This window comes from Geodermatophilus sp. SYSU D01180 (genome assembly GCF_054050415.1).
On record NZ_JBJGZH010000024.1, the window covers coordinates 1 to 13440 of the forward strand.

At 76.4% G+C, this 13440-nt stretch carries 14 protein-coding genes; 5 read left to right on the forward strand and 9 right to left on the reverse strand.

All coding sequences use genetic code 11. The annotated features are described in order from the left end of the window. Nucleotides 1–336 precede the first annotated feature (336 nt). Nucleotides 337–735: an STAS domain-containing protein gene (locus ACI8AA_RS18835; RefSeq protein WP_110907395.1), complete on the forward strand. Its 399-nt coding sequence runs from the start codon at nucleotides 337–339 to the stop codon at nucleotides 733–735. Between the two features lie 63 nt (nucleotides 736–798). Here ACI8AA_RS18835 and ACI8AA_RS18840 read toward each other — a convergent pair whose 3' ends face one another. Both ACI8AA_RS18840 and ACI8AA_RS18845 read right to left on the reverse strand, forming a co-directional pair. After that, nucleotides 799–1809 carry a DNA topoisomerase IB gene (locus ACI8AA_RS18840; RefSeq protein ID WP_457045913.1) on the reverse strand — a complete coding sequence of 337 codons (1011 nt, stop codon included), beginning with the start codon at nucleotides 1807–1809 and terminating at the stop codon, nucleotides 799–801. A 55-nt stretch (nucleotides 1810–1864) separates the two neighbouring features. Continuing rightward, nucleotides 1865–3706, reverse strand: coding sequence for a SpoIIE family protein phosphatase (locus ACI8AA_RS18845; RefSeq protein ID WP_457045914.1), 1842 nt, complete (start codon nucleotides 3704–3706; stop codon nucleotides 1865–1867). Between the two features lie 249 nt (nucleotides 3707–3955). On the opposite strand from ACI8AA_RS18845, the gene ACI8AA_RS18850 reads away from it, so the two are divergent. Beyond that, entirely contained in the window at nucleotides 3956–4453 is a 498-nt protein-coding gene (locus tag ACI8AA_RS18850; RefSeq protein ID WP_456927997.1) for an ATP-binding protein, read from the forward strand. Then, the gene (locus tag ACI8AA_RS18855) at nucleotides 4450–5454 is read left to right on the forward strand and encodes an RNA polymerase sigma factor SigF (protein ID WP_457045915.1); all 1005 of its coding nucleotides are present in this window, start codon (nucleotides 4450–4452) and stop codon (nucleotides 5452–5454) included. The genes ACI8AA_RS18850 and ACI8AA_RS18855 overlap by 4 nt, the downstream gene beginning before the upstream one ends. A 39-nt stretch (nucleotides 5455–5493) precedes the next feature. On the opposite strand, the gene ACI8AA_RS18860 is transcribed toward ACI8AA_RS18855, so the two are convergent. Then, nucleotides 5494–6690 (reverse strand): SPFH domain-containing protein, encoded by a 1197-nt coding sequence (locus ACI8AA_RS18860; RefSeq protein ID WP_457045916.1) that lies wholly within the window; start codon nucleotides 6688–6690, stop codon nucleotides 5494–5496. A gap of 78 nt (nucleotides 6691–6768) precedes the next feature. Beyond that, nucleotides 6769–7209 (reverse strand): NfeD family protein, encoded by a 441-nt coding sequence (locus ACI8AA_RS18865; protein ID WP_456928001.1) that lies wholly within the window; start codon nucleotides 7207–7209, stop codon nucleotides 6769–6771. A 67-nt stretch (nucleotides 7210–7276) separates the two neighbouring features. Between ACI8AA_RS18865 and ACI8AA_RS18870 the strand changes: the two genes are divergently transcribed. Continuing rightward, nucleotides 7277–8017, forward strand: coding sequence for a hypothetical protein (locus ACI8AA_RS18870; RefSeq protein ID WP_457045917.1), 741 nt, complete (start codon nucleotides 7277–7279; stop codon nucleotides 8015–8017). Nucleotides 8018–8057: 40 nt separating this feature from the next. Further along, complete coding sequence (locus ACI8AA_RS18875; RefSeq protein WP_457045918.1) at nucleotides 8058–8687, forward strand: hemerythrin domain-containing protein; 630 nt, start codon at nucleotides 8058–8060, stop codon at nucleotides 8685–8687. A 32-nt stretch (nucleotides 8688–8719) separates the two neighbouring features. On the opposite strand, the gene ACI8AA_RS18880 is transcribed toward ACI8AA_RS18875, so the two are convergent. The 5 genes from ACI8AA_RS18880 to ACI8AA_RS18900 form a co-directional block, all read right to left on the reverse strand. Continuing rightward, entirely contained in the window at nucleotides 8720–9556 is an 837-nt protein-coding gene (locus ACI8AA_RS18880; RefSeq protein ID WP_457045919.1) for a class I SAM-dependent methyltransferase, read from the reverse strand. Between the two features lie 137 nt (nucleotides 9557–9693). Then, nucleotides 9694–10836 carry a ferrochelatase gene (locus ACI8AA_RS18885; protein WP_457045920.1) on the reverse strand — a complete coding sequence of 381 codons (1143 nt, stop codon included), beginning with the start codon at nucleotides 10834–10836 and terminating at the stop codon, nucleotides 9694–9696. Nucleotides 10837–10904: 68 nt separating this feature from the next. After that, on the reverse strand, nucleotides 10905–11678 hold the full coding sequence (fabI, locus tag ACI8AA_RS18890) for an enoyl-ACP reductase FabI (protein ID WP_457045921.1): 774 nt from the start codon (nucleotides 11676–11678) through the stop codon (nucleotides 10905–10907). Next, nucleotides 11678–12382: a 3-oxoacyl-ACP reductase FabG gene (gene fabG, locus ACI8AA_RS18895; protein WP_457045922.1), complete on the reverse strand. Its 705-nt coding sequence runs from the start codon at nucleotides 12380–12382 to the stop codon at nucleotides 11678–11680. Before fabG ends, fabI begins: the two co-directional genes overlap by 1 nt. A gap of 60 nt (nucleotides 12383–12442) precedes the next feature. Continuing rightward, entirely contained in the window at nucleotides 12443–13423 is a 981-nt protein-coding gene (locus tag ACI8AA_RS18900) for a patatin-like phospholipase family protein (RefSeq protein WP_457045923.1), read from the reverse strand. Nucleotides 13424–13440 lie beyond the last annotated feature (17 nt).

Sequence of the window (13440 nt, forward strand, 5' to 3'; positions counted from 1 at the left end):
CCCCCCCACCCCCCCGACCCCGACCACGCCGGCCCCGCCGGCCCCCACCACCCCGCCCACCACCCCCCCCCCCCCCCCCCCCCCCCCCCCCCCCCCCCCCCCCGCCCCCCCCCCCCCCCCCCCCCCCCCCCCCGGGCTGGTTGGCGTACGGCGACTCGGTTGTCTACGTTGTAAATGCGGTTGAGCAGGCAGCCGCGCACGCCGGCCGGCCGATCGCCTCCGGCGTGTCCACTGCGACGCCGGACCGCCCGGGGGCGACGACACCTCCGCGGCATACGGCGGTAGATTGACCGGTGGCCGCACCGCTCGGCGTGGCCACTGAGAGGAGCTGCGTCCGTGACCGCATCCGACCTGCCCGCCGGGGGGCAGCACGACGTGTCCACCGAGGGCACGGAGGCACCCTTCGACGACGTGATCACGCTCTCGACCTCCACCGGTGAGGACGGCGCGGTCACGGTGACGGTCGTCGGCGAGGTCGACACCTTCACCGCCCCGGTGCTGCGCTCCTCGCTGGACACCCAGCTCGAGCAGCAGCCCCGCGAGCTGGTCATCGACCTGTCGGGGGTCCAGTTCCTGGGTTCCGCCGGTCTGGCCGTGCTGGTCGAGACCCAGAAGTCGGCGAAGTCCCGGGACGTCGAGCTGCGCCTGGTCGCCACCACCCGGGCGGTCACCCGCCCGCTGGAGGTCACCGGCCTGATCGACCTGTTCACCATCGTGGACAGCAGCGCCCGCTGACCCCTCCGCACCACCTGCGACGAGGCCCCGCTCCGGCGGGGCCTCGTCGGCTTTCCGGGGCAGCTATGCGGACAGGAGGCGGCAGACCGCCTGCTCGAGGACCTTCTGCGCCTCGCGGTCGTCGTCGGCGCGGGCCAGGTCGGCCAGCGCGTCGGCCACCGTCTCCCCGTTCTCGTAGCGGTCGACCACCCGCGGGTCGACGTAGCTGGCCTTGCACACCGCCGGGGTGTTGCCGAGCTGCTCGGAGACCCGCACGTAGGCCTCGCGGATCGTCCGGTTCCGCGCCGTCCGGCTCTTCGGCGGCGGCTGCTCGGCCAGGGCGGCGGCCATCATCACCGTGGCGTTCCAGGTCCGGAAGTCCTTGGCGGTGATCTCCGCGCCGCTGACCTCCTTGAGGTAGGCGTTGATCTCGTCGCTGGTCACGTCGTGCCAGGTGCCGTCGTCGAGCCGGTAGGCCAGCAGTTCCTCGCCGGCGTCGTCGGGCCGCTCGAGCAGGTGCCGGACGACGGTCGCCGTCGGCCGGTCGGTGATCTCCACCTCCCGCTCGATGCCGCCCTTCGCGGTGTACCGGAAGAACGTCCGCTCCCCGCGCACGGTCACGTGCTCGCGGCGCAGCGTGGCCAGGCCGTAGGTGCCGTTCTCCTCCGCGTACTCCTCGCTGCCGATGCGGAAGGTCCCGAGGTCCAGCAGCCGCAGCGCGCAGGCGAGCACCCGCTCCCGGTTGGGCCCGCGGGTGCGCAGCGCCTCGGCCACCCGGTCGCGGACCTCGGGCAGCTCGGAGGCGATGGCCAGCACCCGCTCGTGCTTCTCCGCGTCCCGCCGCGCCCGCCAGGCGTCGTGGTAGCGGTACTGGCGGCGGCCGGCCGCGTCGAGCCCGGTGGCCTGGATGTGCCCGTTGGGCCACGGGCAGATCCACACGTCCTTCCAGGCCGGGGGGATCGCGATCGACCGGATCCGGTCCAGTCGCTCCGCGTCCCGGATCAGCTGCCCGTCCTCGTCGCGGTAGGAGAAGCCGCGACCGGCCCGGCGACGGGTCCAGCCGCGCCCGTGCACGTCGCTGCGCCGGAGTCTCACGCGCAGTGGATGCGCACCACGCCGGTCCCGTAAACGGACCGTCGCCCGGCGGGGGTCAGCGCAGCTCGACCAGCCGCTGCAGTCCGCTCACCTCGAGGATGTGCCGGGTGACGCCGCCGTCGGGCGCGTGCACCACCAGCCGCCACCCCTCGGCCTCGGCGATCGCGGCGACGGCGAGCACCACCCGCACCGCCGCGCTGCTGAACAGCGTGACCGCGGTGAGGTCCAGCTCGACCCGGACGGTGCCGCCGTGGCTGGCCTCGAGCAGCCGGATGCGCAGCTGCTCGGCGCTCACCAGGTCGACGTCGCCGGCCGCCCGCACCACCGGGTCGGCGCCCTCCCGGTCGACGACGACGGTCGCGCCGCTGCCGCCCGCCGGGTGCTCGGGCTCCTCGTCCGGCGTCTGCCGCAGCCGCGTGCGCAGGGTGACCGTCGTGCCGTGCTCGCCGCGCACGACCATCCCGTCGACCAGCTGGCGCATGATCAGCAGCCCCCGGCCGCGGTCGCCGGGGTCGCGGTCCGGCGGGCGCCAGGTGCCCTCGTCGTGCACGGTCACGGTGAGCACGCCGTCGACGTCGACCGCCGCGGTGACCTGCATCGGCCCGGGGTCGGTGTCGCGGTAGGCGTGCTCGGCGGCGTTGGCGCAGGCCTCCCCCACCGCGACCACGACGCCCACCCGGTCCTGCTCGCCCATGCCCAGCGCGGTGAGCCACGCGCTCAGCCGCCGGCGCACGGCGGGCAGCGACGCGGGCACCGCCAGCAGGTCCAGCCGCAGCGCCTCCACCGACCGCGCGCGGCGGTGCGCCACGAGCACGGCGACGTCGTCGGGGCGGCCGCCGCCGGTGAGCACCCCGGCGGCGATGGTGGCGGCCAGCCCGGCCGCCGCGTCGCCGTCGAGGGCCTCGGGGTCGGCCAGCGCCGCCCGGGCGACCGCGGCGAGCCGGTCCAGGCCCGCGGCAGGCGGCGGACCGGCGGCGGCCACCGCGCCGTCGGAGTAGAGGACCAGGGTGGCACCCCGCTCCAGCCGGGCCGAGGCCACCGGGGTGGCCGCGCCACGCACCGTCCCCAGCGGCGGCCGGGCGTCGACCGGCAGGCGGGTCGTGCGCCCGTCGGCCTCCACCAGCAGCGGCGGCGGGTGCCCGGCGGCGGCGTAGGTCAGCGCGCCGGTGGCCGCGTCCAGGACGGCGTAGAACACCGAGGCGCCCTGGACGTCGTCCATCTGGCCGGCGAAGTCGTCGAGGGCGGCGAGCACCGCGGCTGGGGCGGGGTCGCGCAGCGCGCTGGAGCGCATCGCCCCGCGCAGCCGGCTCATCGCGGCGGCGGCCGGCACCCCGGAGCCGACGGCGTCGCCGATGACCAGCGCCAGCCGGCCGTGGCCCAGGGACACGGCGTCGTACCAGTCGCCGCCGGCGGCGCGGTCGGAGCTGGCCGGGTGGTAGCTGCCCGACAGCCGCACGTCGGGGAGCAGCGGCAGGGAGGGCGGCAGCAGCGAGTGCTGCGCCTCCCCCACGACGTCGGCGGGGGCCGGGCCCTCCTCCTCGCCGCCGCTCTCGAGGACCAGGACCGCGCCGGGCTCCGCGCCGGCGGCCAGGGGCTGCACGGCCACGGTGACCTCCGGGCCGTCGCCGGCCAGGACGCCGGAGAGGGTCACCGGCCGGCCGGTGCGCAGGACGTCGGCGACGACGTCGGCCACCGGCCGGTCGCCGACGACGGGCAGGTCGTGCGGGGTGGGCCCCAGCGCGCGGGCCCGGGCGTTGGCCCACAGCGTCCGCGGGCCGGGCCCGGCCACGAACCACAGGGCCGACGGCGCGTCCTCCAGCGCGGCCACCAGCGCGGCAGGGCCCTCGTCCTCGGCGGGACGGGGCCCCGGCGGCAGACTGCCCTGGCTGGCGTTCATCCGGGGACCAACAGACCACAGGGCCGGTGCCCCGGCAACCGCGCGCGACGCCGTCGACACACGGTGTTTGCCGACGCGCCGGCGACGGGTAGTCCGTTCCGCTGGGACACGGCCCGGTCGCCTCCCGCCCCCGCCCCGCGCACACCGCGGAGCCGCGTGCGGGGCAGGATGGGACCGGGCGCCGCGGCCCCGGACACCTGCGGAGCAGACCGGCCGCGGCCGGACGTACTGATGAGGAGCGGACGACGCATGGCGGACTCGAGGGGTGCCCTCGCCCAGGACGGGCGGCGCGCGGAACGGCTGGAGCTGCGCGTGCCGACCACGCCGACCCAGCTGCCCGCGGTGCGGGCGATGGCCGGTGACCTGGCCATCCGCATGGACTACGACCTGGACTCGGTCGAGGACCTGCGGCTGGCGGTGGACGAGGCCTGCGCGACGCTCGCGGCGATCGCGCTCGGCGACGCGCCGCTGACGGTCGTCTTCGAGACCACCCGGGCCGGGCTGCACATCGACGCGTGGGTGCCCACCGCCGAGGGGACCGACGTCCCCCGCGACGGCTTCGGCTGGGCGGTGCTGCAGACCCTGGCGGACAACGTCGAGGGCCGGCCGGCCTCCCAGCGGGAGGTGCCGGCCGGTGACGGCGGCGAGGGCGCGGTGGCGGTCATCTCCATGGACAAGTACCTGCCCGGGCAGCGGCCGGCGCAGCTGGTCGGCTCCGCGGGCAGCGACGACTCGGTGGCCCCGTGACGCCGGCGACCGCCGGTCCCCGGGCCTCCGCCGAGGAGGACGCCCTGCACGACGATCCGCCGGTGACCGCCCCGGACCCGGCCGGCCGGGCCGAGGACGTCGAGGCCGAGGACACCGACACCGAGGACACCGACACCGAGGACGGCGAGGACGCCGAGGACAGCGACACCGAGGACGGCGCCCGGTCGGGCACCGGGCGGACCGCCGGCGCCCGCGAGGGCGACAGCGCGCCGGTCTCGGACAACCGGCGGCGGGCCGAGCGGACCGCGCCGCTGTTCGCCGAGCTGGCCACCCTGGAGAAGGACGACCCTCGGCGGGAGCGGCTGCGCGAGATCCTGGTCGAGGAGCACCTGCCCCTCGTCCGGCACTTCGCCCGCCGGTTCAGCAACCGCGGCGAGCCGTTCGACGACCTGCTGCAGGTCGGCACGCTGGGCCTGATCGCGGCGATCGATCGGTTCGACCCGACCCGCGGGGTGGAGTTCCTCTCCTTCGCCGTCCCCACCATCACCGGGGAGATCAAGCGGCACTTCCGCGACCAGGGCTGGTCGGTGCGGGTGCCGCGGCGGCTGCAGGAGCTCCACCTGTCGCTGAACTCCGCCGTCGGCGAGCTGGCGCAGAAGAACGGCCGCGCCCCCACGCCGTCGGAGCTGGCCGAGCACCTGGGCATCCCGCGCGAGGAGGTCCTCGAGGGCCTGGCGGTGGCCAACGCCTACCGCAGCAGCTCGCTCGACGAGCGGCTCTCCGGCGAGGACGACTCCCCCACACTCGCGGCCACCCTCGGCGAGGAGGACGCGGCGCTGGAGGGCGTGGAGTACCGCGAGTCGCTGCAGCCGCTCCTGGCCACCATCCCGGCCCGCGAGCGCCGCATCCTCATCCTGCGGTTCTTCGGGAACATGACCCAGTCGCAGATCGCCGCCGACATCGGCATCTCCCAGATGCACGTGTCCCGGCTGCTGAGCCAGACCCTGGCCAAGCTCCGCGAGGGCCTGCTCAAGGACTGAGGGAGGGCCCCCCGCGGGGGGCCGTCCCGGTCGCCCGGGTCAGCCCTGCGGCCGCCCGCCGTCGGGGGTCCCCCCGTGGGCGACGTCCTCCTCCGCCGCCCGCGCCAGCGACGTCGTGGGCGGCAGCTCGGGGGCCGGCAGGGCCGGTCCGGCGTCGGCGATGCTGTGCAGCTCGATCTTCGCCTCGGGCTGCTCCGCGGCCGGCGGCAGCTGCGACTCGAACCAGCCGCTGGTGTCCAGGCCGGCGCCGGCGGGGGCCCCGTCGGCGGGCGGCGGGACGTCGAGGAACGACCGGCCGTCGCCGTCGGCGCCGCCGAGCTTCGCCAGGCCCTCCAGCGCGCGGCTGAACTCGCTGGGGACGATCCACATCTTGTTCGCGTCGCCCTGCGCGATCCGCGGCAGCGTCTGCAGGTACTGGTAGGCCAGCACGCCCTGGTCGGGCCGGCCCTCGTGGATCGCCCGGAACACCGTCTCGATCGACTTGGCCTGCCCCTGCGCCTGCAGGTACAGCGCCGCCCGCTCGCCCTCGGCCCGCAGGATCCGGCTCTGCCGCTCCGCCTCCGCCTCGAGGATCGCGGACTGCTTCTTCCCCTCGGCCGACAGGATCGCGGCGGCCTTCTGGCCCTCGGCGGTGGTGATCGCCGACTGCCGGGCGCCCTCGGCCTGCAGGATGATCGCCCGCTTGTCGCGGTCGGCGCGCAGCTGCTTCTCCATGGAGTCGCGGATCGACGGCGGCGGGTCGATCGCCTTGATCTCCACCCGCGCCACCCGCAGCCCCCACGGGCCGGTGGTGCCGTCGAGCACCTCGCGCAGCTGGCTGTTGATGCCGTCACGGCCGGTCAGGGACTGCTCGAGGTTCAACCCGCCGACGACGTTGCGCAGCGTCGTCGTGGTCAGCTGCTCCATGCCGGTGATGTAGTTGGCGATGCCGTACACCGCCAGCCGCGGGTCGGTGACCTGGAAGTAGACGACGGTGTCGATGCCGACCTGCAGGTTGTCGGCGGTGATCACCGGCTGGGGCGGGAACGAGACCACCTGCTCGCGCAGGTCGACCGTCGCGCGCACCCGGTCGACGAAGGGCACGAGCAGCGACAGGCCCGGGGAGAGCGTGCGGCTGTAACGACCGAGCCGCTCCACCACCTTGGCCTGGGCCTGCGGGACGATCGTCACGCTCTTCGCGACGACGAGCACCACCAGCAGGGCGACGACGATCAGCGCGATCAGGGCAGGGGTCACGGCGGCGCTCCTCGGGTCGGGTCCCGCTGTGATCATCCCCCGGGTGGCACCCGGGGTCACGGCCCCGGCGCGCGGGGCTCAGAGCTCGAGCGCCTCGCCGACCACCGCGGTCGCCCCGTCGACCTGCATGATCCGCACCGTGGCGCCGACGGGGAAGGTGCCGTCGCCGTAGTCGGTGCGGGCGGTCCACTCGTCGGCGCCCACCCGGATGCGGCCACTGGACCGACCGACCTCGCGGGTCACCGTGGCGGTGCGGCCGACGAGGGCCTGCACGCCGTCGACGTGCCGGGGCGTCCGGCTCTCCAGGTGCGCCTTCGCCGCGGGCCGCACGCTCGCCAGCAGGAACACCGAGACGGCGATGAACGCCACGATCTGGAAGGCGAGCGACCCGCCCGCCAGCGCCACCACGGCCCCGCCCAGCGCGCCGCCGGCGAACATCAGCAGGACCAGGTCGAGGCTGGCCACCTCGCCCGCGACGAACAGGCCCGAGGCGACCAGCCAGAGCACCCACGCAGCCACGTCCCCAGTCTCCCAGACCACCCGCCGTCTCCGGGCCCCCGCATCGCGGCCGACGTAGCCTCGCTGGGTGCTCCACGACCTCCCCGCCGGGCGGTTCGCCGTCTGGGCGACCGCGTGGCTGTCCGGCCGCGCCTCCTACGACGACGCGCTCGACGCGCTGACCGACGACCGCGCCCACCGCGTCACCGGCCTGCCCGGCACCTCCGGCGCCGTCCCCCTCGGCTGGGCGCTGACCGCGCTGCGCGGCCTGGGCGAGCGGCGGCTGTGGCTGGTGCTGCCGGTGCCCGGCGACGTCCGGGGCGTGCCGTCCGCGCCGGGCCTGGCCGCGCTGGCGCTGGAGGCGGGGCAGGTCGCGGTCGGCGACGCTGTCGCGCTGGTGCCGGAGGACCTCGGGCCGGAGGTCACCGCGTGGACGGCGGTCGACCTGACCGGCGTCCCGCCCGCGCCGCCGCCGGTCGAGGGCTCGCTGCGCGCGGTGTCGGGGGCGCTGGACCTCGCCGTCGGCGACGCCGCCCGGACCCTCGCCGCCCTGGACCTGGCCCGCTGGAACCCCGAGGTGCCGGCGCTGCTGGCCGGCCTGGGCAGCGCCCGCGCCCCCGAGCTGCCGCCGGACACCGACCCGCTGGCGTCCTCGGTGCTCGCGCGGGCGCAGCGGCTGGCGCGGGTGCTGGACCTGGCGCTCACCGACACCCCCGGCGGCGCGGTCACCCACGGCCAGGCCGCCGCCCGCGACGAGGCGCTGCGCCCGCTGGCCACCGCCGTCCGCGAGGCGACCGTCGCCGCGTACAACGCGGTCCCGCGCCCGTAGCGGCACCCCGGGCGGGCCGCCGCCGCTACGGTCCGCCGCCATGACGGTGCCGACCATGAACGGCCTGATCCACAACGCCGTGCGCCGCGACCTGGCCCGGCTGGCCGCAGCCCTGGACCCCTGGCGCGACGGCGACCGGGAGCGGGCGCGGCAGCTCGAGCGGGCGTTCGCCAACCTCCGCCGCGAGCTCACCCACCACCACGAGGGCGAGGACGCCCACGTCTGGCCGTTCCTCGAGGGCACCGGCGTGGGCCGGGACCTGCTCGCGGAGATGGAGACCGAGCACGCGGCGCTGTCGGCGGCGCTCGCGGACACCGGGGACGCGCTGGCGGCGCTGGCCCGCACCGGGTCCGGCGCCGATGCCGGGGTGGCCCGCGCCGCCGTCACCCGCGCCCGTGAGGTGGTGGTCGGCCACCTCGACCACGAGGAGGCCGTGCTCGAGCCGCTGCTGCGCGAGCACGAGGGCACCGCCGAGTGGCGGGCGGTCACCGGGAGGCTGCGGCACACCTCTCCCGGTGACGCCGGCTCGTTCTTCGCCTGGCTCACCGACGGCATCAGCGACGGCGACCGGGCGGCGCTGCGCGCCACGGTCCCGGCGCCGGTCACCGCCGTGCTGTCCCGGGTGTTCGGCCGCCGCTACACCCGGCAGATCGCGCCCGTGTGGCGATAGGCGCCCGTCGGGCGCTGGGCGCCCGTCGGGCGCTAGGCGCGGCGGGCGGTGACCAGCCAGGCCGCGGAGCCGAGCTCGACGCCGTCGGGCCCGGCGTGCGCCTCGAGCCGGCGCCGCAGGTCGGCCACGGCGCGGTCCCGGGCGGCCGCGTCCCGCCCGTCGAGCAGCCAGCCGGCGAGGCCGAGGACGAAGGTCAGCGCCTCGTCGGCGTCGGCCCCCCACCACTCCGGCTCGGCCAGACCCTCGACCTCCACCTGACGGTGACCCGACGCGGTGAGCACCTCGTGGACCCGCGCCGGGTCGGCGAGGGAGAACGGGCCCGGTGCGCCCGGCGGCGGTGCCGGCAGCGTGCGGCCGGTGGCCAGCGCCCCCGTGATCTCGGTGATCCACTCGTTGGCCTCGGCCGCCTGCCAGACGAGCAGGACCAGCCGGCCGCCGGGCACGAGCGCCCGCCCGACGTTGGCCAGCGCGGCCACCGGGTCGGCGAAGAACATTGCGCCGGTCCGGCTGATCGCCACGTCGAACGCGGCCGGCGGGAAGGCCGCCACCTGGGCGTCGGCCTGCTCGAACCGGACGCCGGTCAGCCCCTCGTCGGCGGCGCGGCGCCGCGCGACGTCGAGCATCGCCGAGGACAGGTCCACCCCGAGCGCGGACCCGGTGCGGCGCGCGGCCTCCCGCGTCGTCCGGCCGGTGCCGCAGCCGACGTCGAGGACCCGGTCCCCCGGCCGCAGGTCGGCCGCGGCGAGGAAGGCGGCGTCGTAGCGGGCGACCGACCGGTCGAAGCGGTCGGCCTGCGCGGCCCAGTACGCGCCCTGCGCGCCGTCCCACGCCTGCAGCTGCGCGGCGTTGGCGGGAGCGACCTCGACCACGGCCCACCGTCCTCGTCCGGCCCCCGGTGGCCCGACGGTCCACCCGCGGGCCGGGGCCCGTCAACGGGTCAGGACGGACGGTGGACCGGTCGCGGGGGCCGGAGGCTCCCGCGACCGGGACACCGACGGGGCTCAGCTCACGCCGGGGACGGTTCCTGGTCGCGGTGTCGCCCGGTAGGGCGACGAACGAAACAGCAGGACGCCGGGCAGTTCGTGCCCAGCCGCGGCTCGCCGCCCGCGCGCCGCTCCTCGAGCAGCTCGCGGACCATCGCGACGAACGCCGGGTGGGTGCCCGCCGTCGCGGCCCGGACGAACGCCAGCCCGAGCTCCCCGGCGGTCTCCTCGGCCTCGTTGTCGAGGTCCCAGATCACCTCGAGGTGGTCGCTGACGAACCCGATCGGGAACAGCACGACCGCCGTCTCGCCGTTCTCGTGCAGCGCGCGCAGGTGGTCGTTGACGTCGGGTTCCAGCCACGACACCGACGGCGGGCCGCTGCGGGACTGCCAGACCAGGTCGAAGTCGCGGCCCGGCTCGACGGCGTCGACGACGGCGCGCGCGGCCGCCAGCAGCTCCGCCTCGTAGGCGTGCCCGTCGGGGCCGGCGACGTCGGCCATCGCGTCGGGGATCGAGTGCGCCGTCGCCACCAGGCGCGCGGTGGCCCGGTGCTCCTCGGGCAGCCGCGCGAGCGCCGCGGCGAGGGCGTCGGCGTTGGCCCGCACGAACCCCGGGGTGTCGAAGTAGTGCGGCAGCTTCTCCGCCGTCGGGCCCCCGCCGGTCGCGATCCGGGCCCGGGCGACGTCCTCGTGGTACTGCCGGCACCCGGAGTAGGAGGCGTAGGCCGACGTCGCCAGCACGTAGACGTGCTCGATCCCGTCGTCGGTCATCTGCTGCCAGACGTCCTCGACGTAGGGGTCCCAGTTGCGGTTGCCCCAGTAGACCGGCAGGTCGACGCCGTTCGCGGCGAGGTCCTCGCGGACCGCGGAGACCAGCGCCTCGTTCTGCTCGTTGATCGGGCTGACGCCGCCGAAGTGGTGGTAGTGCTCGGCCACGTCGAGCAGCCGCTCGCCCGGGACGCCGCGGCCGCGGGTGACGTTCTCCAGGAACGGCATGACGTCGTCGTGGCCACGGGGACCGCCGAAGGACAGGACCAGCAGCGCCTCGCGGCGGCCGGCGGGGGCGGGCGCCGCCGCGGGCGGCGTCCCCCCGTTGTTGCGGACGGCCAGCGAGGGGTCCTCGTCGGGACGCTGGCCGGGGTTGATGTCGACGGTGGCGCGGGGCACGGACGTCCTTCGGTGCTACGGGGCGGTTCGGATGCGGTCGGGCGCCGACGGCGTGGCCCTGTGACCGGTCACACGCCGACGGCGTGGAACCCGCCGTCGACGTGCACGATCTCGCCGGTGGTGGCGGGGAACCAGTCCGACAGCAGGGCGACGACGGCCTTGCCGGCGGGCTCGGTGTCGGTGACCGACCAGCCCAGCGGGGCGCGGCCCTCCCACGCCTCCTCGAACTGGGCGCTGCCGGGGATGGACTTCATGGCCATGCTGCGCAGCGGGCCGGCGGCGACGATGTTGGACCGCACGCCGTCGGGGCCGAGCTCGCGGGCCACGTAGCGGCTGACCGACTCCAGGGCCGCCTTGGCCGCGCCCATCCAGCCGTAGACCGGCCAGGCGACGGAGGCGTCGAAGGTGAGCCCGACGACCGAGGACGGGTTCGCCAGCAGCGGCCGGCAGGCCTGGACGAGCGAGGCGTAGGACCACGACGACACCTGGAACGCGGTCGCGGCGTGCTCCCAGGCGACCTCGGGGAAGCCCTCCCCCATCGCCTCCTGCGGCGCGAAGCCGATGGAGTGCACGACGCCGTCGAGGGTGTCGAGGCCGGCCTCGCGCAGCCGGTCGGCGAGCGAGGCCAGGTGCTCGGTGTCCGTGACGTCGAGCTCGACGACCGGCGCCTCCTGCGGCAGCCGCTTGGCGATCCGCTGGCACAGCGACAGCGCGCGCCCGAAGTTGGACAGCACCACCGTGGCGCCCTGCTCCTGCGCGATCCGCGCGGTGGCGAAGGCGATCGACGCCTCGGTCAGCACGCCGGTGACGAGGACCTTCCGGCCCTCGAGAATGCCGCTCATCAGTGCCCCATCCCCAGTCCGCCGTCGACCGGGACGACCGCCCCGGTGACGTATCCGGCCGCGTCGCTCGCCAGGAAGCGGACGACGGCGGCGATCTCGTCGGCCTCGGCGTACCGGCCCAGCGGCACCTGCCCGAGGATCTCCTGCTGTCGCTTCTCCGGCAGCTCCGCGGTCATGTCGGTGCGCACGAACCCGGGCGCGACGACGTTCGCGGTGACGTTGCGGCTGCCGAGCTCGCGGGCGATCGAGCGGGCCAGGCCCACCAGGCCCGCCTTGCTCGACGCGTAGTTGGTCTGGCCGGCCGAGCCCAGCATCCCGACGACGGAGCTGACGAACACCATGCGGCCGAACCGGGCGCGCACCATCTTCGCCGAGGCGCGCTTGGCCACCCGGTAGGCGGCGGTGAGGTTGGCGTCGAGGACGTCGGTGAAGTCGTCCTCCTTCATCCGCATGAGCAGCCCGTCGCGGGTGATGCCGGCGTTGCTCACCAGCACCTCGACCGGCCCCTGCTGCTCCTCGACCTCGGCGAACGCCCGGTCGACGGCCGCGGCGTCGGTGACGTCGCACTGCACGCCGAACAGCCCGTCGGGGGCGCCGCTGCCGCGGTGGGTGACCGCCACCGAGTCGCCCTGCTCGGCGAAGGAGCGGGCGATCGCCAGCCCGATCCCCCGGTTGCCGCCGGTCACCAGCACCGACCTGCCCACGCTCGACCCCCTGGCCACCGGCGACGTTGTCAGGTGCCGAACCTAGTCGCTGGCCGCAGGTCACACCCGGTCGCGGTCGGCCGCCTCCCGCAGCACGGCGGCCACCTCGGGCGTCGCGGCGTGCGCGCCCGCCTGGAAGAACGACTGCTGCAGCACCTCGTCGACGCGCTCGCCGGACATGAAGTCCGCGCCCATGACCTCCTGCTCGGCCGCACCGGGGGTGAACACGACGGTCCGGATCCCGGCCGCGCGCAGCGCCTTGACCTCCCGGTCCAGCTGCCGCTGCGAGAACCGGCGCATGGCGGCGGTGAAGTCCTGGCGCCAGCCCGGCGACCCGCTCATCGGGGCGAGCACGACGACGACGTCCACCCCGGCGCGGCGCAGCACCGCGGCGTTGGTCGCGGAGTGCACGCCGCCGTCGACGTAGGCGTGCCGGCCGATGGTCACGGGGGCGAAGTAGCCGGGCACCGCGCAGGAGGCGGCGACCGCCAGGTGCACCGGCGCCGGCGGCGCCCCGGGACGGCCGAAGACGACGCGGCGCCCGTCCCGCCGGCGCACGGCGGTGATCCACAGGTCGCGCTCGGGCCAGGTCGGCCCCTCGACCTCCCGGAGGGCTCCCAGCTGGGACACGATGTCGTGCCGGCCCGCGGCCAGCAGCGTCATGCCGGCGGTGAGGGGCCGGAACCGCCACGGGCGGGCCAGGGCGCGGGCGACCAGGTGCGGGCCGGGCACGCGCATCGGCCGGCGGAGCACGTCGAGCGGGCGGAACGGCGCGAGCTCGGGGACGGGGGTCGCGGCGATGGTCCGCAGCACGTCGTCGTCGCCGGACAGCGGCGCCTTGACCGTCCACGCGGCGAGGTCCTCCGGCGAGACGCCGGCCCGCAGCAGGGTGCCGGTGATCGACCCGGCGGAGGTGCCGACGACGACGTCCGCGGTGCGCGCGTCGAAGCCGACGTCGTGCTGCAGCACCGCCAGCACGCCCGCGTGGTAGGCCTGCCCCACCACGCCGCCGCCACCCAGCACCAGACCCACCCGGACCATCCCTCCACGGTCCCACG